Raw genomic sequence first — 16,508 nt, 5'->3', positions numbered from 1 at the left:
TATAGGGCATGCTATATACATTCACTGAAACAGACCTGCGGGGGAGAGAATGGACCTCATTCACAACGTCCGACATATGGTGGAAACGCATCTTGGCGTCACGCCACATGGTCTGCTGAGCCTCCATGCACGCCTCAGTGTCCCTTGCGCCACCAAAACCGAACACATCGCCGGATGCGACTTCACCGTCCGGTGGGAGAGTGGATGTCTGACCTTTTACGCCGCCATGCCGCCGCTTGAAGGCCACACCATCCCGCGCCCCTCCGTCTGCCCCATGGGCGTGCGCCTCATCCGCTCCATCAGCGTAGAGATGCCGGAAGCCATCAACCGTTTTCATGCGGCAAAGCGCTGGCGCTATTTCACCGAACTCACCCTTGCGTGGCCCATGACCACCCAATGCGACGAACCCTTGTGGAACTTCCGCACAGGCGACCAGCACTGCATTATCGGCGCGCAAACAGGGCGCATGGAAATGTGGCGCGGGTTTGACGCCGTAAAGCACGACGCAGGCGCCTCTGGGCTGCCTCTGGGGTAGCCCTTGTGCCGCGCGGACAGCGGGCTTCGCTATCCCGCTCTGCCTCCATCCCGCCAACATTGGTGGGCATCACCGTTTTGGGCGTCGCCCGTGCGGGACACATGGCACCATAACGGACCATTCGGGACATCTCAGTGCAGCCCGCACCTCCGGCCCGCCCCGCTGCAAACCCAACCGCACCGCCAGCCCCTACAGGACCAGCCGGACCGGCCGGACCGGCCAAACCACCCGGACTCTCTCTGACGACAGCAGAGAGAACCCAGCGCCCCGCCGGTCACCGCCATGCGCCGCAAAAAAGCGCGTCCCCCACGCGGCCGAAACCACAGGGATACGCGCCCTAAGCGTCCCGCGCCACCGCAGGAAAACACCCACCTCACGACAAACCAAAAAAAACAGGCCCCGAGGGGCCTGTTCTATACGTAAGGTGAAGGGAGAGAGTGAAGAGCTAGTCTTCCTTCTTCTCTTCGTCCTTCTTGGCGGCAGCCTTTTTGGGAGCGGCCTTCTTAGCAGGAGCCTTTTTGGGCTTCTCCTCGTCGGCCTTCTCTTCCTTCTTGGCGGCAGCTTTCTTAGGAGCGGCTTTCTTGGCAGGAGCCTTCTTGGGCTTCTCCTCTTCGGCCTTCTCCTCTTTCTTTTCAGCAGCCTTCTTAGGGGCGGCCTTCTTGGCGGGAGCCTTCTTTGCAGGGGCTTCCTTCTTGGGCGCTTCCTTCTTCTCCTCAACTTCACCAGCGGTGCGGGTGAACTCGATGATTGCCATGGGAGCGCAGTCGCCCGTGCGGGGCTGACCCAGCTTGACTACACGGGTGTAGCCGCCGGGGACACCGACAAAACGGGGGCCAATCTCGTCGAACAGACGCTTGACGAGAGTGTGGTTGCCAAGAACCTTATATGCCTGACGGCGAGCGGGGACGTCGTTCTTACGAGCAAGCGTCACCAGCTTCTCAACAACTCGGCGCAGTTCCTTGGCACGGACTTCCGTGGTACGGATGGACTCGTGCGTGATCATGGCCTTGGCCATGTTGCGGAACATCGCTTTGCGGTGGGACGCAGAGCGGTTGAGTTTCTTTCCGGCTTTTCTATGCCTCATCGCTTTCTTTCCTCTTCAGCCATTCCTGGTAGCGTTCGTCGAAATTCTCAATGGTCATGCCGAATTCAAGTTCCATTTCGGCAAGGACCCTGCGAATCTCATCCAAGGACTTGCGACCAAAGTTCTTGGTCTTGAGCATTTCTCCCTCGGAACGCTGCACAAGCTCGCCGACGAAACGAATGTTTGCGCTCTTGAGGCAGTTGGTAGCACGAACGGAAAGCTCGAGCTCGTCAATGCTCTTAAACAGGTTGGGGTTCAGATCGACACCACCCTGCGATCCAGTCTGCTCCTCATCGGAGGTCTGCTCATCAAAGTTGATGAACACCGACAGCTGGTTCTTGAGAATCTTGGCGCTGTAAGCCACGGCATCCTCAGGGATGACGGAGCCGTCGCACCAGACTTCCAGAATGAGCTTGTCGTAGTTGGTCATCTGACCCACACGAGCCTGCTCAATGCTGTAGGCAACCTTCTTGATGGGGGAGAAGCTGGCGTCGAGGCGGATAAGACCGATTTCGTCGCTCAACCCTTCCTGCATTTCAGCGGGGACGTATCCCTTGCCCATTCTGACTTCGAGCTCAGCCCTGAAGGGGATGTCCTCGGTCAGCGTGGCAATGTGCTGGTCCTTGTTCAGAACGGTGACGTTCTGGTTCTCCGAGATGGCGGCAGCGGTGATCTCGCCCTTCTTGTCGGCGGTGAGGGTGAGGTGCTGCGGCTCCTCGGTGGTCATCATGAACCTGACCTGCTTGAGGTTCAAGACGATGTCCGTAATGTCCTCGAGCACACCCGGCATGGTGGTAAACTCATGCTGAATGCCCTCGATCTTCACCGCTACAACTGCGGCGCCCTGCAACGAAGAAAGCAGAACTCTGCGCAGGGCATTTCCGATGGTCGTACCAAAGCCGCGTTCCAAGGGCTCGCAAATGAACTTGCCATAGCGGTCGTTGCTCTTGGGGTCGCGTACAATCTGCTCTGGTTTGACCAGCTCGGACCAATTCCGGGTGTTGATCAATTTGTCGCCGTCTTGGATGATCATCACTACACCTGTTACTTGGAGTACAATTCGACGATCAGCTGTTCATTGATGGGGAACTGGATGTCCTCGCGGACAGGCATTGCCTTAACAGTGCCCTTCAGAGCAGTTCCATCAACCTCCAGCCAATCAGGGCAACCGCGGCGGGCGATCACTTCCTGGGCTTCCTGGATCACGGGGATCTTATTGCTCTTTTCGCGCACGTTGATCACGTCGCCTTCCTTGACCTGCAAGGAGGGGACATTGACCTTGTGGCCGTTGAGCTGGAAGATGCCGTGGCGGACCAGCTGACGGGCCTGAGTGCGGGAATTCGCAAATCCGAGACGGTACACGACGTTGTCGAGCCTGGTTTCAAGCTGGACGAGCAGGTTGGTACCGGTCACACCCTTTTTCATGTCAGCGCGATGGAAGTAGGAGAGGAACTGCTTCTCCTGCACACCGTAAATACGGCGCACTTTCTGCTTCTCGCGCAGCTGGATGGCGTAGTCGCTGGTCTTCTTGCGTGCGCGACCGTGCTGGCCCGGAACATAGGGGCGGCGCTCGTAAGCGCACTTATCGGTATAGCAACGGTCACCCTTGAGGAACAGCTTCTGCCCCTCTCGGCGGCAAAGGCGACATTTCGCTTCAGTGTATCTTGCCAAAACGTTTCCTCCTAGTGAACAGCCGGGTTAGACCCTGCGGCGTTTAGGCGGACGGCACCCATTGTGTGGAATGGGAGTGATGTCGCGCATGAAGCTGACTTTGAAGCCGGCATTGTTGATGGCGCGCATAGCGGCCTCACGTCCAGAGCCGGGGCCCTTGACGAAGATGCCGACGGTACGCATACCGTGCTCCTGAGCAGTGCGTGCGGCACGCTCAGCAGCAACCTGGGCAGCAAAGGGAGTGCTCTTACGAGAGCCCTTGAACCCGGTGCCACCAGCGGACGCCCAACTGATCACATTACCTTTCATATCAGAGAAGGTGACAATAGTGTTATTGAACGTCGCCTGGATGTGGGCAATGCCCGCAGGTACGTTCTTCTTCTCTTTCTTTTTCCCGGAGCGTCGGGGGTTGGCCATAACCTTTCTCCGTAAATCTGAAGTGTTCAGTTCTGCATCCCCCAAGGAGAATCCCTAGGCGGGGGATGCAAACTGATAACTACTTTTTCTTTCTACCAACCGCAGAACGCTTGGGGCCCTTACGGGTACGAGCGTTCGTGTGGGTGCGCTGACCACGGCAAGGGAGACCACGGCGATGGCGCAGGCCGCGGTAGCAGCCAATGTCCATCAGGCGTTTGATGTTGGCGGTCACCTCGCGGCGGAGATCGCCTTCAACTTTAAAGTTGGTCTCGATCTCCTTGCGGATGGTGTTCACCTCATCAGCGGTCAGATCGTCGGTCTTCCTCGTCCAATCGATTCCGGTAGAATCCAGAATCTTCAGGGCTGTGGTGCGACCGATGCCGTAGATGTACGTCAGACCAATGTCCAGACGCTTATTCTTGGGCAAATCAACACCTGCAATTCTAGCCACGATAAATCCCCTTTACCTAGCCCTGGCGCTGCTTGTGCCTGGGGTTTTCGCAGATAACCCGGAGCACGCCCTTACGGCGGATCAACTTGCACTTCGGGCACATCTTTTTAACTGAGGGTCTAACTTTCATGACCTTCTCCCGCTTCTTTCCTTATTGAGCACCCCGGTCCTCGGGACAACCAGGAAACTAAGGTATATATGCAAGCACGAACCTTAATGATCGCTTCTGCTCAATATCTCTGGCCCGTTGTGGGTCAGAGCGATAGTGTGTTCAAAGTGGGCAGAGAGTTTACGATCTTTTGTCACTGCTGTCCACTTGTCTTCCAGGACCTCGACATCTGGCGATCCTAAACAGACCATCGGCTCCACCGCTATGACCATTCCGGCCTTAATCGGCGGCCCCGTCGCGCCCCGAGGGACGAAGTTGGGGACCTCCGGCTTTTCGTGAAGATTCCGGCCTATACCGTGCCCGACAAACCTCTTTACCACAGAATACCCGTTAAGCTCCACAAATTCTTGGATTGCTTTGGATACGTCGTAAAGGCGGTTACCGACCACGGCGCGCTCAATGCCACGCATGAGGGACTCACGCGTGACATCAATGAGGCGCTGCGTTTCCTCGGGGATAGCTCCCACCGCGAAGGTGCGGGCCGAATCGCCGTAGAATCCGTCATAAATGACGCCCATGTCAAAGCTGACGATATCGCCCTCTTCCAGCACCCGGTCAGACGGGAACCCATGGACAACCTGTTCATTGACGGAACAGCACAGTGCGTAGGGAAAGCCGCCGTAGCCCTGGAAAGCGGGCGTGACGTCGAACTTCCTGCACATTTCCTGAGCGATGTTTTCAAACCGCATGGTCGGAACACCCGGCCGCACGGCTTCGCCCATTTCATCAAGTATCACGGAGACGATGCGGTTCGCCTTCCTCAGGAGGGCGATCTCCGCATCGTTCTTCAAAAAGATTCCGCGAAACTTTTTCAATGCTATCGCCGTCCCTTGGCCTTCGTCTTGCCCATCAAACCTTCATACTGACGGTTGATGAGGTGCGACTCGATCTGGGACATGAAGTCCATAGCCACGCCGACGACGATAAGCAGGCTGGTGCCGCCAAAGTAGAACGGCACATGCATCTGGCTAATCAGAAGCATCGGCAGCACACAGACTGCAGCGATATACAGAGCGCCCCACAGCGTGATCCGGGACAGAACCCTATCGATGTACTCGTGGGTCTTGGCACCGGGGCGAATGCCGGGGATGAAGCCGCCCTGCTTGCGGATGTTGTCCGCAATGTCCTTCGGGTCGAAGATAATGGCTGTGTAAAAGAAACAGAAGAAGAAGATCATTCCGATAAACAGCACATTATACAACACCGAAGCAGGTGTGAACCAGGCGGAAATCTCCTGAAGCCACTCCACCCGGGAGAAGTTCGCCAGCGTTGCCGGGAACATCAGGATGGAAGAGGCAAAAATGGGAGGAATAACGCCTGCGGTATTGATTCGCAGAGGCAGATGGGTGGTCTGACCACCGTACATCCGCCGACCCATCATGCGCTTGGCATATTGGATGGGGATGCGCCTCTGCGCACGTTCCATGTACACGATGAGCGCCAGCACACCGGCCATGAGCGCCAGTACCAGCAGCAGCACGAACAGGGACATCTCGTTCGTGGTCATCAGTCGCCATGTGTTGGCAATGGCGCCAGGAAGCCCAGCGACAATACCGGCGAAGATGATGAGCGAGATGCCGTTTCCGAGTCCCCGTTCCGTGATTTGCTCGCCGATCCACATGATCAGCACGGTACCGGCAGTAAGGGTAATAATGGTCACAAGACGGAAGCTCCAGCCTGCGTCGAGGACCACGGGAGCGCCGGTGGGGCTGGTCATGCTCTCCAAACCGATTGCGATGCCCAGGCCCTGTACGATGGTGATGAGCACCGTCCCGTAACGGGTGTACTGGGTAATCTTTTTGCGTCCGGCCTGCCCCTCTTCCTTCGACAATCGCTTCAGCTCGGGGCTGACCACGGTCAGCAGCTGAATGATAATCGAAGCGGAGATGTAGGGCATGATCCCAAGAGCAAAGATGGAGAGATTTCTCAAACCACCGCCCGAGAACATGTTGAACAAACCGAACAAGGTGTTCTGAACGCTATCGAAGAAGTCCTGCAGCGCGACAGTGTCGACGCCCGGAGTCGGCACGTGAATGCCGATCCGGTAAACCGCCAACAGCAGGAACGTCCACAGGAGCTTCTTCTTCAACTCCGGTAACTTGGTGAGATTCTCAACCCCAGTAAGCGCCACGTCTATTTACCCTTCCAGAGCCTTGGCGGTGCCGCCAGCGGCGGTAATCTTTTCCTGAGCGGACTTGCTGAACCGATGTGCCTCAACCGTCACAGCGGCCTTGGCCTCTCCGTTGCCGAGGATCTTGACCAGGCTACCAGCCTTGACCAGACCACGGGCATAGATGTCGTCGAGGGTGATCTCGGACTTCCCTTCGAACATAGCGAAGAGACGGTCCAGGTTCACAGCCTCGTAGGACTCACGGAAACGGTTCTTGAAACCACGCTTAGGCAGACGACGGGCGAGGGGCATCTGGCCACCTTCGAACCAAGCGGGGACACCACCACCAGAGCGGGCGTTCTGCCCTTTATGGCCCTTGGCGGATGTCTTACCCCAGCCGGAGCCTGCGCCCCTGCCGACCCGCTTTCTGTTCTTGCGCTCTTCATCGAAGGGGTACAATTCGTGAAGTCTCATTATTCAACTACCTCAACAAGATGGTGCACAGCCTTGATCTGGCCAAGGGTGCTATCGTTCTTGGGAAGCTCGTTCACCTGGCGGATCTTGCGCAGGCCCAGGGCAGCGACGGTCTTGCGCTGCTTGGGAGTGCAGCCGATCAAGCTCCGAACGAGTCTGACTTTGATCTTATCCATGTCGCTCCCTCTACTTCCTCGGGGTGCTGACTTCCTTACCACGCAGTGCGGAGACATTCTTCGCGCTGCGCAGAGAGGTCAGCCCCTCGACGGTAGCCTTAAGCACGTTATGCGGGTTGTTGGTACCGATGGCCTTAGTCAGGATATCGTGAACACCCACAGCCTCCATGACGGCACGCACCGGGCCGCCGGCGATGATGCCGGTACCCTTGGATGCGGGCTTCATGACAACACGGGCGGCGCCGAAGCGACCGAGGGTCTCGTAAGGAAGCGTGCCGTCCACAAGGGCGACGGGCTTCATGGTCTTACGAGCCTTCTCGGTGGCCTTGCGGATAGCCTCTGGGACTTCCACTGCCTTACCGAGACCGTAGCCGACAGAACCCTTGCCGTCACCAACTACAACGAGTGCGCTGAAGTTGAAGCGGCGGCCGCCCTTGACAACCTTGGCCACCCTATTGAGGTAGACAAGCTTCTCAATGTGGCCGAGTTCTTCCTGCTGCTCCCTACGGGAGTCTCTGCGAGGGCCTTTTTCCATTGTTACCTTCCGCAGTCTTAGAATTTAAGCCCGGCCTCTCGGGCGCCGTCGGCCAGAGCCTTGACCTTGCCGTGGTAGATATAGCCACCACGGTCAAAGACCACGCTCTCGATATTGTTTTCCTTAGCCAGCTTTGCGATCTCCTGGCCAACCCGTGCAGCGCCTTCTTTATTGCACTTCAGGGTCTCGCCGTCCTTCTTGTTCAGAGCAAGAGTGGAGGCAGAGGCCAGAGTGACGCCCGCGACATCGTCGACGAGCTGCGCGTAGATATGCAAGTTGGAGCGGAAAACGCAGAGCCTGGGACGATCCGGAGTGCCGCTAACTTTCTTGCGGATGCGGATCTTGCGGCGGGCGCGTGCCTGCTCTTTGGTCATTTTCATCGTATCACCCTACTCTATTTGGCGGACTTACCGGCCTTACGGCGGATGACCTCGTCAACGTACTTGATGCCCTTGCCCTTGTACGGCTCCGGCTTACGGACGCGGCGGATCTGTGCAGCGACTTCGCCCACAGCCTGCTTGTCGCAGCCGGAGATAGTCAGCTTGGTTCCCTCGGCCTTCGCTTCGATGCCCGCGGGCAGATCGAACTCGACCGGGTGGGAGTAACCAACGTTCAGGACAACTTTCTTGCCCTGAACATTGACCCTGTAGCCAACGCCAACCACTTCGAGCGTCTTTTCGAAGCCCTTAGTGACACCCTCGACCATGTTGGCCAAGAGGGAGCGGCGAAGGCCATGCTGGGCACGGGCAAGGCCAGAGTCGTCGACACGAGTGACGACCAGCTCCGAGCCTTCCTGCTTGACCTCAATCTTATGATGCAGCGGCGTGGAGAGGGAGCCCTTGGGGCCCTTCACATCAACCTGGCTTTTGCCGACCGTGATTTCCACCCCGGAAGGGACGGCGATAGGCCTTTTACCGATTCTGGACATGTTCCTTCCTCACTACCAAATTTCGAACAGCAGTTCGCCGCCGACGTTCTTTTCCTGTGCCACAGTGCCTTCCATCACACCGTGAGAGGTAGACAGAACGCAGATTCCGAGGCCGTTCTGAACACGGGGAATCTCGGAAGAGGCAACATAGACTCTACGGCTCGGCTTGCTGATGCGCTTCATACCAGCGATCAGGGCCTGGCCGTCAGCGTATTTGAGGGTCAGACGGATGTCACGCTCCTCAACGCTGTAGTCGGTGATATATCCTTCGTCCTTCATGATGGCCGCGATGGACTCCTTCATGTTGGACTTGGGGATGAGGACCTCCTGGTGCAACGCCTGGTAGGCGTTGCGCACACGGGTCAGCATATCCGCAATGGGATCAATAACAGACATCGTGTTACTCCTTACCAGCTGGACTTACGGACCCCGGGCAGTTCGCCGGCAAGTGCTTTGTTACGGAAGCAGATACGGCAGATGCCGAACTTCCGCATAAAAGCGCGGGGACGTCCGCAGATGGGGCAGCGGTTGTAGGCGCGGGCCGAGAACTTGGGCTTCTGGCCAGCCTTATTCATGAGAGCTTTACGAGACACTTCGCTCCTCCATTACTTCTTGAAAGGCATGCCCAGCATCTGCAGCAGGACTTTGCCTTCCTTGTCAGTGCCGGCGCTGGTCACGACGGTCACGTTCATGCCCTTCACACGCTCAACCTTGTCAACTTCCAGCTCGGGGAAGATCGTGTGATCTTTGATACCGAGGGTAAAGTTGCCACGGCCGTCAAAACCGCGGTCCGGGATACCCCGGAAGTCGCGGACACGAGGCAGAGCGAAGTTGACCAGCTTGTCGAAGAAGTCCCACATGCGATCGCCACGAAGGGTCACGCGGCAGCCGATGGCCATACCCTCGCGCAGCTTGAAGGCCGCAATGGACTTCTTGGCGCGGGTGGGGACGGCACGCTGGCCGGCAATGCGGCTCAGCTCTTCAACGGCATCCTCAATGAGCTTATTGTTCTGGCTGGCTTCGCCCAGTCCGATGTTCAGGCTCACGCTCTTCAGCTCGGGGAGCTGCATGGGCGACTTGTACCCGAACTCTTTCTGCAGGGCGGGAGCAACCTTCTCATTGTATACTTTCTCAAGACGAGTCATGGATGCTCCCCTAGTCGATGATTTCGTTACATTTTTTGCAGAAGCGGACTTTCTTTCCGTCTGCAGTCACCTTGTACCCGATGCGGGTCGGCTTGGTGCATGCATCGCAAATCACGGCCACGTTGGAAATTGCAACGGGCGCTTCCTTTTCGATGATGCCACCGGCCTGCTGGGTGTAAGGGTTGGCCTTGGTATGGCGCTTGATCATGTTCACTTTCTCGACAAGAACCTTGTCTTTCTTGCGCATGATCTTGAGCACCTTACCGACCTTGCCCTTATCCTTACCGGCGATGACCATGACTTTGTCATCTTTGCGGATCTTGAACTTTTTCATGGGGCAAACCTCTAGAGCACTTCGGGCGCCAGGGAGACGATCTTCATAAAGTTCTTCTGACGCAGCTCACGTGCCACGGGGCCGAAAATACGGGTCCCGACAGGCTCATTCTGCTTGTTCAGCAGAACGGCGGAGTTGTTGTCGAACTTAATGTAGGTTCCGTCCGGACGACCAACTTCTTTTTTGGTTCGAACGACGACCGCCTGCATGACATCACCCTTCTTCACCTTGGAGTGGGGCATGGCTTCCTTAACGGAAACCATAATGATGTCGCCAACGGATGCATAACGACGACGGCTGCCGCCGAGCACCTTGATGCAGGACACCTTCTTGGCGCCGGAGTTATCCGCAACGTCGAGCTTGGATTCGACCTGAATCATCTTGTAAGCTCCTAGACGGCTTTTTCAACGATGTTGACGAGATGCCACCGCTTACGAGCGCTCAGTGCGCGATGCTCGACGATCTGCACCTTATCCCCAACTTTGCAATCGTTGTTGGGATCGTGTGCCATGAGCTTGTTGCGGCGACGGATATACTTCTTCAGCAGAGGATGCTTTACCAGGGTCTCCGCACGAACGACAATGGTCTTGTCGTTCTTGTCGGAGACAACGATGCCGGTCAGCATACGCTTGTTGGAATTCTTCACTTCAGACATTGCTTACGCTCCAGTTTCCTTTTCGCGAAGGATGGTGAGAATACGCGCGATGGCCTTCTTCACCTCGGGAATACGCTGGGTATTCTCCAGCTGGGCCGTGGCATGCTGAAAACGAAGGTTGAACAGCTCCTGCCGAAACTCGCCGAGTTTCTCATTGAGCTCGGAAACGGACAGTTCCCGGAGTTCTTTGGCAGTCATTACAGGCCCTCCCTGACAACAATGGCGGTCTTGATGGGCAGCTTATGCGATGCCCTGACCAGGGCTTCCTTGGCCAGAGCCAAGTCAACACCCTTGATTTCGTACATGATCCTGCCAGGCTTGACGGGAGCGTACCAGCCGGAAGGAGCACCTTTACCTTTACCCTGACGCACTTCGGCAGGCTTGGAGGTAAGGACCTGGTCCGGGAAAATACGGATAAAGACCTTACCGCCACGCTTGATGTGACGCATCATGGCCACACGAGCGGATTCAATCTGCTGGTTGGTGAGCTTGCCGTGCTCCAGCGCCTTCAGGCCGATTTCACCGAAAGCAACAGTGTTGCCGCGGGTGGCTTTGCCACGCAGACGGCCCTTCTGGCGCTTACGGAATTTAGTCTTTCTCGGAGAAAGCATGACTATTCACCTTCCTGATCCAGAATTTCACCCTTGAAGATCCAGACCTTCACGCCGATGACACCATAGGTGGTGTGGGCTTCGGCAAAGCCGTAGTCCAGATCGGCGCGCAGGGTGTGCAGAGGCACACGGCCTTCGCGGTACCACTCAGTGCGAGCGATCTCAGCACCGGCCAGGCGGCCAGCGCAGTTGATCTTGATGCCCTCTGCGCCAAACTTGCGAGCCATGCTCACAGTACGCTTCATAGCGCGGCGGAAGGCAACTCGACGCTCAAGCTGGAGAGCGATGTTCTCTGCAACAAGCTGGGCATCCGTCTCGGGACGGCGCACTTCGTTCACCTCAATGGCGAAGTCGCGACCGAACTTATGACGCAGCTCACCGCGCAGCTTCTCGATCTCTACGCCCTTACGTCCAATAACGATACCGGGACGAGCGGTGAAGACGAGCAGGCGGACCTTGCCGCCAGCGCGCTCGATCTCCAGGCGGGAAATACCGGCGTGATAGAGTTTTTTCTTAACGAACTTACGGATCTGGTCGTCTTCGAAAACGTTGTCCGCGTAGTTCTTGTTCGCGAACCAGCGGGACAACCAATTCTTATTGTAGCCCAACCGGAATCCGTAGGGATGTACTTTCTGACCCACTTCTGCCTCCTTAGGCCTCGGCCACAACCACAGTGATGTGGCTGGTGCGCTTCAGGATTCGGTTCGCGCGCCCCATGGCTCGGGGCATGATCCTCTTGAGGGTCGGACCCTCATTGACGATCACCTGCTTCACAACCAGGTTATCGACTTCCACCCCGGTCTGCTCAGCATTGGCAACAGCAGAGTGAAGGACCCTATTGATCAGCTTCGCGGCCTTCTTGGGCGTAAAAGTCAGAATATTGATTGCGTCCTCCACGGAGCGGCCCTCAACGTTGCGAGCAACGAGACGAGCCTTCTGTGCGGAGATACGCGTATGCTTGGCAACAGCTCTGGTTTCCATCGAAGTCACCTTAACCCTTTATCGTTTGGCCTTGCTTTTCTTGTCCGCAGCATGACCGAAGTACGTCCTGGTCGGGGCGAACTCGCCGAGCTTGTGCCCGACCATGTTTTCGCTCACGAACACGGGGATGAACTTGCGGCCATTATGAACGGCAAAAGTCAGACCAACCATTTCGGGGAAGATCGTGGAGCGACGCGACCAGGTCTTGATAACGCGACGGTCGCCCGTCTCGCCTGCCTGAACAACCTTCTTCATCAGGTGGTCATCAATGAAAGGACCCTTTTTCAGCGACCTAGGCATGACAACTCCTATTTCTCACCGCGGCGCTTAATAATGAGCCGGGAAGAGGATTTCTTCTTGTTACGAGTCTTGTAACCCTTGGTCGGCTTACCCCAGGGGGTAACGGGATGACGACCACCGGAGCTACGACCCTCACCACCACCGAGGGGGTGGTCAACGGGGTTCATTGCAACGCCACGGACTTCGGGGCGACGGCCCTGCCAGCGAGAGCGACCAGCCTTACCGACGGTCACGGACTCGTGGTGGACGTTGCCAACCTGGCCGATGGTGGCGCAGCAGGTAGCCAGCACGTTGCGGACTTCGCCGGAGGGCATACGCAGCAGGGCGTACTTGCCTTCCTTAGCAACGAGCTGGGCATACGTACCGGCGGCGCGGCAAAAACGGCCGCCCACGCCGGGCTGCAGCTCAATGTTGTGAACCGTGGTACCAACAGGGATACGGAACAGGGGCAGAGCGTTGCCGGCCTTGATGTCGGCATTCTCGCCAGCCTGCACGGTGTCGCCAACCTTGATGCCCACAGGGGCCAGGATGTAGCGCTTGTCGCCGTCAGCATAATGCAGGAGGGCAATGCGCGCGCTACGGTTGGGGTCGTACTCAATGGTAGCGACCTTGGCCGGCACGTCGACCTTGTTCCGCTTGAAGTCAATCACGCGGTACAAACGCTTGTGCCCGCCACCGCGGCGCCTGGAGGTGACGCGACCAAAGTGGTTGCGTCCGCTCTTCTTGGTCAGGCCCTTGGTCAGGGATTTCTCAGGGGTCGTGCTGGTGATCTCCTCGAAGGTGGAGATCGTCTGGAAGCGGCGACCCGGAGAAGTGGGTTTCAATTTGCGCACTGCCATGCCTAGACTCCTTCGAACAGTTCGATCTTATGGCCTTCGGCCAAGGTGACGTAGGCCTTCTTGTGGCCGGATTCCGTCCCGACGCGACGGCCGAAGCGGCTGCGGACACGGGGACGGCGACGAACAACGTTCACGCCAGTAACCTTCACATCGAATGCCTTCTCAACCGCTTTGGCGATCTCAATCTTGTTGGCCTCGGGGTGCACGTAGAAGACAACCTGGTTGCCTGCTTCGTGCATTTCGGCGGCCTTCTCAGAGATGAGCGGCTTGATGATAACCTTCGTGTAATCCATTACTTCAACCTCTCTTCGACGGCCTTAGCGGCATCTTCCAGCATGATGAGCTGGTTGTGCCTGAGCACGTCGTAGACATTGAGCTGGGCTTGCGGAAGGATGGTGATACCGGGAATGTTGCGTGCGGAGAGACCCAGAACCTTATCGTCGCCATTGGTAACAATCAAGGCCTTTTTGAGGCCCAGGTTCTTGAGAATCTGCGCGAATTCCTTGGTCTTCACTTCCTTCAATTCGAAGCCCTTAAGCACCGTCATGCTCTCCTCAGCAACCCTGGCGGACAGGGCCATACGCAGAGCGAGACGGCGAACCTTCTTGTTCACCTTGAACTCGTAGCTGCGGGGCTGAGGGCCGAACGTGGTGCCACCACCCTTCCAGATGGGGCTGCGCAGGGAGCCGGCGCGTGCGCGACCGGTGCCCTTCTGGCGCCAAGGCTTCGCACCGCCGCCGCGAGACAGGGCGCGGTTTTTCACCATATGGGTGCCAGCGCGCTGCTGCGCACGCTGTGCACGAACAACAAGGTTCAAGATTTCGGGCTTGACCGGAACCTCGAAGACCTCGGAAGCGAGGGTCAGCTCGCCTACTTCCTTCTTTTCCTGGTCGTATATCTTCAAAACAGCCATGATATCATCCTCATTACTGCTTGCGGACCATCACAAGGCCGTTCTTAGGACCGGGAACCTGACCTTTGAGGATGAGCAGGTTGTCCTCGGGGCGGACATCGAGCACTTCGACATTAGTACAGGTGACTTTCCTGTTGCCCATCTGGCCGGCCATCTTCTTGCCCTTGAAAACCCTACCGGGCCAAGCGCACTGACCAATGCCACCGGGGGAACGGTGTACCTTTTCCACGCCGTGAGTTGCGGCAAGGCCACGGAAGTTCCACCGTTTCATGGGGCCCTGGAAGCCCTTACCTTTGGAGGTGCCGGAGATCTTAACTTTCTCTCCGGGCTCAAACATGCTGACGGTCAGGTCCTGGCCGAGCTCGTAGCCTTCAATGGAGTCCACGCGGACTTCCTTGAGGTGACGGTAGCAGCCACGGTTTGCCTTGGCCATGTGGCCCTTGGTGGGCTTATTGGCCTTCTTCTCGTCAACTTCTTCAAAACCGATCTGAAGAGCGGCGTATCTATCGGTCGCATCGTCCTTCGTCTGAAGGATGGGGCACGGCCCGGCGGCAACGACGGTGACGGGGATAGCAGTGCCGTCGTCACCGAAGATGCGGGTCATGCCCAGCTTGCGTCCCATGATGCCAAGCGTCTTAGCCATCATGATATCCTCTTTCTAGAGTTTGATTTCTACGTCCACGCCGGCGGGGAGGCTGAGCTTACCCAGCGCGTCCACGGTCTGCTGCGTGGGCTCGAGAATGTCGAGAAGGCGCTTGTGCACGCGCATCTCGAACTGCTCCCTGGACTTCTTATCCACGTGCACCGACTTCTGAATGGTGTACTTGTGGATATTGGTCGGAAGGGGAATGGGGCCCGCGATGCTGGCGCCGGTATTCCGGGCCGTGTCGACGATCTCGGCTACGGCTTTGTCCAGAATCCTGTAGTCGTACGCTTTCAGCTTGATTCTGATGCGATCGCTCTGCATGGAAACCATGACTTACTCCTCGATTTCGGAAACAACGCCAGCGCCGACAGTGCGGCCGCCCTCACGGATGGCGAAGCGAAGGCCCTTCTCCATAGCGATGGGCGCGATAAGCTCAACACCGAAGGTTGCGTTGTCACCGGGCATGACCATCTCGACACCGTCGGCAAGGGTAACCACGCCGGTGATGTCAGTGGTGCGGAAGTAGAACTGAGGACGGTAGCCGGAGAAGAACGGAGTGTGGCGGCCACCTTCGTCCTTGTTCAGCACGTACACCTCGGCCTTGAACTTGCGGTGAGGGGTGATGGAACCGGGAGCTGCCAGAACCTGGCCGCGCTCGACTTCGTCACGCTTCACGCCGCGGAGCAGTGCGCCGATGTTGTCGCCAGCTTCGCCCTGGTCGAGCAGCTTGCGGAACATCTCAACGCCGGTGCAGGTGGTCTTGGTGGTGTCATGGATACCGACAATCTCGATTTCCTCACCAACCTTGATCACACCGCGTTCCACACGACCGGTCACGACGGTGCCGCGGCCAGAGATGGAGAACACGTCCTCGATGGGCATCAGGAAGGGCTTGTCGATGTCGCGCTCGGGAGCGGGAATGTAGGAGTCGCAAGCGTCCAGGAGTTCCTGGATGGGCTTCAGGGCCTCATCGTCTGCGGACTCGGCTTCCAGGGCCTTCAGAGCGGAACCCTTGATGACCGGGATGTCGTCGCCGGGGAAGTCGTACTTGGAGAGCAGCTCACGAACTTCGAGTTCAACGAGTTCCAGCAGCTCTTCGTCGTCGACGAGGTCAACCTTGTTCAGGAAGACAACCAGAGACGGCACGCCAACCTGACGGGCGAGCAGGATGTGCTCACGAGTCTGGGGCATGGGGCCGTCAGTGGCGGCGACAACCAGGATACCACCGTCCATCTGAGCGGCGCCGGTGATCATGTTTTTGATGTAGTCGGCGTGACCGGGGCAGTCCACGTGTGCATAGTGGCGCTGGTCGGTCTCGTACTCGACGTGAGCGGTGGCGATGGTGATGCCACGCTCTTTTTCCTCAGGAGCCTTGTCGATTTCGTCGAAAGCGACAAAGTCACCACCGCGCAGCAGAGCGGAGCCCTTGGTGATGGCGGCGGTCAGAGTGGTCTTACCGTGGTCAATGTGGCCAACGGTACCGATATTTACATGAGGCTTTTTGCGCTCAAATTTAGCTTTAGCCATGACTGAC

General features: G+C 57.5%; 30 protein-coding genes and 1 pseudogene. 1 reads left to right on the top strand and 30 read right to left on the bottom strand.

The features are described 5' to 3' along the window. The first annotated feature begins 49 nt into the window (after positions 1–49). The gene (locus ACYQ2T_RS14110) at positions 50–535 is read left to right on the top strand and encodes a hypothetical protein (RefSeq protein WP_459901382.1); all 486 of its coding nucleotides are present in this window, start codon (positions 50–52) and stop codon (positions 533–535) included. 712 nt (positions 536–1,247) lie between these two features. On the opposite strand, the pseudogene rplQ reads toward ACYQ2T_RS14110, so the two are convergent. The 30 genes and pseudogenes from rplQ to tuf all read right to left on the bottom strand — a co-directional run. Continuing rightward, a pseudogene (gene rplQ / locus ACYQ2T_RS14105) lies at positions 1,248–1,619 on the bottom strand (50S ribosomal protein L17); the annotation flags it as partial. Next, positions 1,609–2,652, bottom strand: a complete 1,044-nt coding sequence (locus ACYQ2T_RS14100; protein WP_459901380.1) for a DNA-directed RNA polymerase subunit alpha — start codon at positions 2,650–2,652, stop codon at positions 1,609–1,611. The gene ACYQ2T_RS14100 and the pseudogene rplQ, both read right to left, overlap by 11 nt. Positions 2,653–2,663: 11 nt before the next feature. Beyond that, positions 2,664–3,290, bottom strand: a complete 627-nt coding sequence (gene rpsD, locus ACYQ2T_RS14095; protein WP_404843171.1) for a 30S ribosomal protein S4 — start codon at positions 3,288–3,290, stop codon at positions 2,664–2,666. A gap of 27 nt (positions 3,291–3,317) precedes the next feature. Next, the gene (gene rpsK / locus ACYQ2T_RS14090) at positions 3,318–3,707 is read right to left on the bottom strand and encodes a 30S ribosomal protein S11 (RefSeq protein ID WP_404843172.1); all 390 of its coding nucleotides are present in this window, start codon (positions 3,705–3,707) and stop codon (positions 3,318–3,320) included. A gap of 79 nt (positions 3,708–3,786) precedes the next feature. After that, positions 3,787–4,158 carry a 30S ribosomal protein S13 gene (gene rpsM, locus ACYQ2T_RS14085; RefSeq protein ID WP_404843173.1) on the bottom strand — a complete coding sequence of 124 codons (372 nt, stop codon included), beginning with the start codon at positions 4,156–4,158 and terminating at the stop codon, positions 3,787–3,789. 16 nt (positions 4,159–4,174) lie between these two features. Then, on the bottom strand, positions 4,175–4,288 hold the full coding sequence (rpmJ, locus tag ACYQ2T_RS14080; protein ID WP_404843174.1) for a 50S ribosomal protein L36: 114 nt from the start codon (positions 4,286–4,288) through the stop codon (positions 4,175–4,177). Between the two features lie 83 nt (positions 4,289–4,371). Beyond that, on the bottom strand, positions 4,372–5,142 hold the full coding sequence (gene map / locus ACYQ2T_RS14075; RefSeq protein ID WP_404843175.1) for a type I methionyl aminopeptidase: 771 nt from the start codon (positions 5,140–5,142) through the stop codon (positions 4,372–4,374). A 2-nt stretch (positions 5,143–5,144) separates the two neighbouring features. Continuing rightward, on the bottom strand, positions 5,145–6,458 hold the full coding sequence (secY, locus tag ACYQ2T_RS14070; RefSeq protein ID WP_404843176.1) for a preprotein translocase subunit SecY: 1,314 nt from the start codon (positions 6,456–6,458) through the stop codon (positions 5,145–5,147). Between the two features lie 6 nt (positions 6,459–6,464). Further along, complete coding sequence (gene rplO, locus ACYQ2T_RS14065; protein ID WP_404843177.1) at positions 6,465–6,911, bottom strand: 50S ribosomal protein L15; 447 nt, start codon at positions 6,909–6,911, stop codon at positions 6,465–6,467. Continuing rightward, positions 6,911–7,087, bottom strand: coding sequence for a 50S ribosomal protein L30 (gene rpmD, locus ACYQ2T_RS14060; protein ID WP_404843178.1), 177 nt, complete (start codon positions 7,085–7,087; stop codon positions 6,911–6,913). Before rpmD ends, rplO begins: the two co-directional genes overlap by 1 nt. A gap of 10 nt (positions 7,088–7,097) precedes the next feature. Next, complete coding sequence (gene rpsE, locus ACYQ2T_RS14055) at positions 7,098–7,622, bottom strand: 30S ribosomal protein S5 (RefSeq protein ID WP_404843179.1); 525 nt, start codon at positions 7,620–7,622, stop codon at positions 7,098–7,100. A 17-nt stretch (positions 7,623–7,639) separates the two neighbouring features. Next, a complete protein-coding gene (gene rplR, locus ACYQ2T_RS14050) occupies positions 7,640–8,002 on the bottom strand; it encodes a 50S ribosomal protein L18 (RefSeq protein ID WP_404843180.1) in 363 nt (120 codons plus the stop codon). Between the two features lie 14 nt (positions 8,003–8,016). Further along, positions 8,017–8,550: a 50S ribosomal protein L6 gene (gene rplF, locus ACYQ2T_RS14045; RefSeq protein ID WP_404843181.1), complete on the bottom strand. Its 534-nt coding sequence runs from the start codon at positions 8,548–8,550 to the stop codon at positions 8,017–8,019. 12 nt (positions 8,551–8,562) lie between these two features. Then, the gene (gene rpsH / locus ACYQ2T_RS14040; protein ID WP_404843182.1) at positions 8,563–8,946 is read right to left on the bottom strand and encodes a 30S ribosomal protein S8; all 384 of its coding nucleotides are present in this window, start codon (positions 8,944–8,946) and stop codon (positions 8,563–8,565) included. An 11-nt stretch (positions 8,947–8,957) separates the two neighbouring features. Continuing rightward, positions 8,958–9,143 carry a type Z 30S ribosomal protein S14 gene (locus ACYQ2T_RS14035; protein WP_404843183.1) on the bottom strand — a complete coding sequence of 62 codons (186 nt, stop codon included), beginning with the start codon at positions 9,141–9,143 and terminating at the stop codon, positions 8,958–8,960. Between the two features lie 12 nt (positions 9,144–9,155). Beyond that, on the bottom strand, positions 9,156–9,695 hold the full coding sequence (gene rplE, locus ACYQ2T_RS14030) for a 50S ribosomal protein L5 (protein ID WP_404843184.1): 540 nt from the start codon (positions 9,693–9,695) through the stop codon (positions 9,156–9,158). Between the two features lie 10 nt (positions 9,696–9,705). Continuing rightward, entirely contained in the window at positions 9,706–10,029 is a 324-nt protein-coding gene (gene rplX / locus ACYQ2T_RS14025; RefSeq protein WP_404843185.1) for a 50S ribosomal protein L24, read from the bottom strand. A gap of 11 nt (positions 10,030–10,040) precedes the next feature. Beyond that, on the bottom strand, positions 10,041–10,409 hold the full coding sequence (rplN, locus tag ACYQ2T_RS14020) for a 50S ribosomal protein L14 (protein ID WP_404843186.1): 369 nt from the start codon (positions 10,407–10,409) through the stop codon (positions 10,041–10,043). Between the two features lie 11 nt (positions 10,410–10,420). Then, complete coding sequence (gene rpsQ / locus ACYQ2T_RS14015; protein WP_404843187.1) at positions 10,421–10,684, bottom strand: 30S ribosomal protein S17; 264 nt, start codon at positions 10,682–10,684, stop codon at positions 10,421–10,423. A gap of 3 nt (positions 10,685–10,687) precedes the next feature. After that, positions 10,688–10,882 (bottom strand): 50S ribosomal protein L29, encoded by a 195-nt coding sequence (gene rpmC, locus ACYQ2T_RS14010; RefSeq protein WP_404843188.1) that lies wholly within the window; start codon positions 10,880–10,882, stop codon positions 10,688–10,690. Then, positions 10,882–11,295 carry a 50S ribosomal protein L16 gene (gene rplP, locus ACYQ2T_RS14005; protein WP_404843189.1) on the bottom strand — a complete coding sequence of 138 codons (414 nt, stop codon included), beginning with the start codon at positions 11,293–11,295 and terminating at the stop codon, positions 10,882–10,884. Before rplP ends, rpmC begins: the two co-directional genes overlap by 1 nt. A 2-nt stretch (positions 11,296–11,297) precedes the next feature. Next, entirely contained in the window at positions 11,298–11,936 is a 639-nt protein-coding gene (gene rpsC / locus ACYQ2T_RS14000) for a 30S ribosomal protein S3 (RefSeq protein WP_404843190.1), read from the bottom strand. Between the two features lie 10 nt (positions 11,937–11,946). Continuing rightward, positions 11,947–12,276: a 50S ribosomal protein L22 gene (rplV, locus tag ACYQ2T_RS13995; RefSeq protein ID WP_404843191.1), complete on the bottom strand. Its 330-nt coding sequence runs from the start codon at positions 12,274–12,276 to the stop codon at positions 11,947–11,949. Between the two features lie 18 nt (positions 12,277–12,294). Then, complete coding sequence (gene rpsS / locus ACYQ2T_RS13990; RefSeq protein ID WP_404843192.1) at positions 12,295–12,576, bottom strand: 30S ribosomal protein S19; 282 nt, start codon at positions 12,574–12,576, stop codon at positions 12,295–12,297. Positions 12,577–12,584: 8 nt separating this feature from the next. Then, the gene (gene rplB, locus ACYQ2T_RS13985) at positions 12,585–13,415 is read right to left on the bottom strand and encodes a 50S ribosomal protein L2 (protein WP_404843193.1); all 831 of its coding nucleotides are present in this window, start codon (positions 13,413–13,415) and stop codon (positions 12,585–12,587) included. 2 nt (positions 13,416–13,417) lie between these two features. Then, complete coding sequence (rplW, locus tag ACYQ2T_RS13980; RefSeq protein ID WP_404843194.1) at positions 13,418–13,708, bottom strand: 50S ribosomal protein L23; 291 nt, start codon at positions 13,706–13,708, stop codon at positions 13,418–13,420. Next, positions 13,708–14,328, bottom strand: a complete 621-nt coding sequence (rplD, locus tag ACYQ2T_RS13975) for a 50S ribosomal protein L4 (protein WP_404843195.1) — start codon at positions 14,326–14,328, stop codon at positions 13,708–13,710. Before rplD ends, rplW begins: the two co-directional genes overlap by 1 nt. Before the next feature lie 13 nt (positions 14,329–14,341). After that, positions 14,342–14,971: a 50S ribosomal protein L3 gene (rplC, locus tag ACYQ2T_RS13970; RefSeq protein ID WP_404844102.1), complete on the bottom strand. Its 630-nt coding sequence runs from the start codon at positions 14,969–14,971 to the stop codon at positions 14,342–14,344. 15 nt (positions 14,972–14,986) lie between these two features. Further along, the gene (gene rpsJ, locus ACYQ2T_RS13965) at positions 14,987–15,304 is read right to left on the bottom strand and encodes a 30S ribosomal protein S10 (protein WP_167942579.1); all 318 of its coding nucleotides are present in this window, start codon (positions 15,302–15,304) and stop codon (positions 14,987–14,989) included. Between the two features lie 3 nt (positions 15,305–15,307). Beyond that, on the bottom strand, positions 15,308–16,501 hold the full coding sequence (gene tuf, locus ACYQ2T_RS13960; protein WP_404843196.1) for an elongation factor Tu: 1,194 nt from the start codon (positions 16,499–16,501) through the stop codon (positions 15,308–15,310). Positions 16,502–16,508: the final 7 nt, after the last annotated feature.

It is taken from the genome of Desulfobaculum senezii, assembly GCF_054657395.1.
Note: the sequence above shows the minus strand (reverse complement) of the source record. Positions and strands in the feature narration are given on the sequence as shown.

Excerpts from the sequence above, each read along its gene's own strand:
- rpsH (WP_404843182.1), bottom strand. The coding sequence starts at position 8,946 with ATGTCTGTTATTGATCCCATTGCGGATATGCTGACCCGTGTGCGCAAC.
- rplN (WP_404843186.1), bottom strand. The coding sequence starts at position 10,409 with ATGATTCAGGTCGAATCCAAGCTCGACGTTGCGGATAACTCCGGCGCC.
- rplC (WP_404844102.1), bottom strand. The coding sequence starts at position 14,971 with ATGGCTAAGACGCTTGGCATCATGGGACGCAAGCTGGGCATGACCCGC.
- rpsK (WP_404843172.1), bottom strand. The coding sequence starts at position 3,707 with ATGGCCAACCCCCGACGCTCCGGGAAAAAGAAAGAGAAGAAGAACGTA.
- rpsE (WP_404843179.1), bottom strand. The coding sequence starts at position 7,622 with ATGGAAAAAGGCCCTCGCAGAGACTCCCGTAGGGAGCAGCAGGAAGAA.
- ACYQ2T_RS14100 (WP_459901380.1), bottom strand. The coding sequence starts at position 2,652 with ATGATCATCCAAGACGGCGACAAATTGATCAACACCCGGAATTGGTCC.
- rpsJ (WP_167942579.1), bottom strand. The coding sequence starts at position 15,304 with ATGGTTTCCATGCAGAGCGATCGCATCAGAATCAAGCTGAAAGCGTAC.
- rplB (WP_404843193.1), bottom strand. The coding sequence starts at position 13,415 with ATGGCAGTGCGCAAATTGAAACCCACTTCTCCGGGTCGCCGCTTCCAG.
- rplW (WP_404843194.1), bottom strand. The coding sequence starts at position 13,708 with ATGGATTACACGAAGGTTATCATCAAGCCGCTCATCTCTGAGAAGGCC.
- rpmC (WP_404843188.1), bottom strand. The coding sequence starts at position 10,882 with ATGACTGCCAAAGAACTCCGGGAACTGTCCGTTTCCGAGCTCAATGAG.
- rplE (WP_404843184.1), bottom strand. The coding sequence starts at position 9,695 with ATGACTCGTCTTGAGAAAGTATACAATGAGAAGGTTGCTCCCGCCCTG.
- rplX (WP_404843185.1), bottom strand. The coding sequence starts at position 10,029 with ATGAAAAAGTTCAAGATCCGCAAAGATGACAAAGTCATGGTCATCGCC.
- rplR (WP_404843180.1), bottom strand. The coding sequence starts at position 8,002 with ATGAAAATGACCAAAGAGCAGGCACGCGCCCGCCGCAAGATCCGCATC.
- rpmD (WP_404843178.1), bottom strand. The coding sequence starts at position 7,087 with ATGGATAAGATCAAAGTCAGACTCGTTCGGAGCTTGATCGGCTGCACT.
- rpsQ (WP_404843187.1), bottom strand. The coding sequence starts at position 10,684 with ATGTCTGAAGTGAAGAATTCCAACAAGCGTATGCTGACCGGCATCGTT.
- ACYQ2T_RS14110 (WP_459901382.1), top strand. The coding sequence starts at position 50 with ATGGACCTCATTCACAACGTCCGACATATGGTGGAAACGCATCTTGGC.
- rpmJ (WP_404843174.1), bottom strand. The coding sequence starts at position 4,288 with ATGAAAGTTAGACCCTCAGTTAAAAAGATGTGCCCGAAGTGCAAGTTG.
- rpsS (WP_404843192.1), bottom strand. The coding sequence starts at position 12,576 with ATGCCTAGGTCGCTGAAAAAGGGTCCTTTCATTGATGACCACCTGATG.
- rplV (WP_404843191.1), bottom strand. The coding sequence starts at position 12,276 with ATGGAAACCAGAGCTGTTGCCAAGCATACGCGTATCTCCGCACAGAAG.
- rplP (WP_404843189.1), bottom strand. The coding sequence starts at position 11,295 with ATGCTTTCTCCGAGAAAGACTAAATTCCGTAAGCGCCAGAAGGGCCGT.
- rplD (WP_404843195.1), bottom strand. The coding sequence starts at position 14,328 with ATGGCTGTTTTGAAGATATACGACCAGGAAAAGAAGGAAGTAGGCGAG.
- rplO (WP_404843177.1), bottom strand. The coding sequence starts at position 6,911 with ATGAGACTTCACGAATTGTACCCCTTCGATGAAGAGCGCAAGAACAGA.
- rplF (WP_404843181.1), bottom strand. The coding sequence starts at position 8,550 with ATGTCCAGAATCGGTAAAAGGCCTATCGCCGTCCCTTCCGGGGTGGAA.
- tuf (WP_404843196.1), bottom strand. The coding sequence starts at position 16,501 with ATGGCTAAAGCTAAATTTGAGCGCAAAAAGCCTCATGTAAATATCGGT.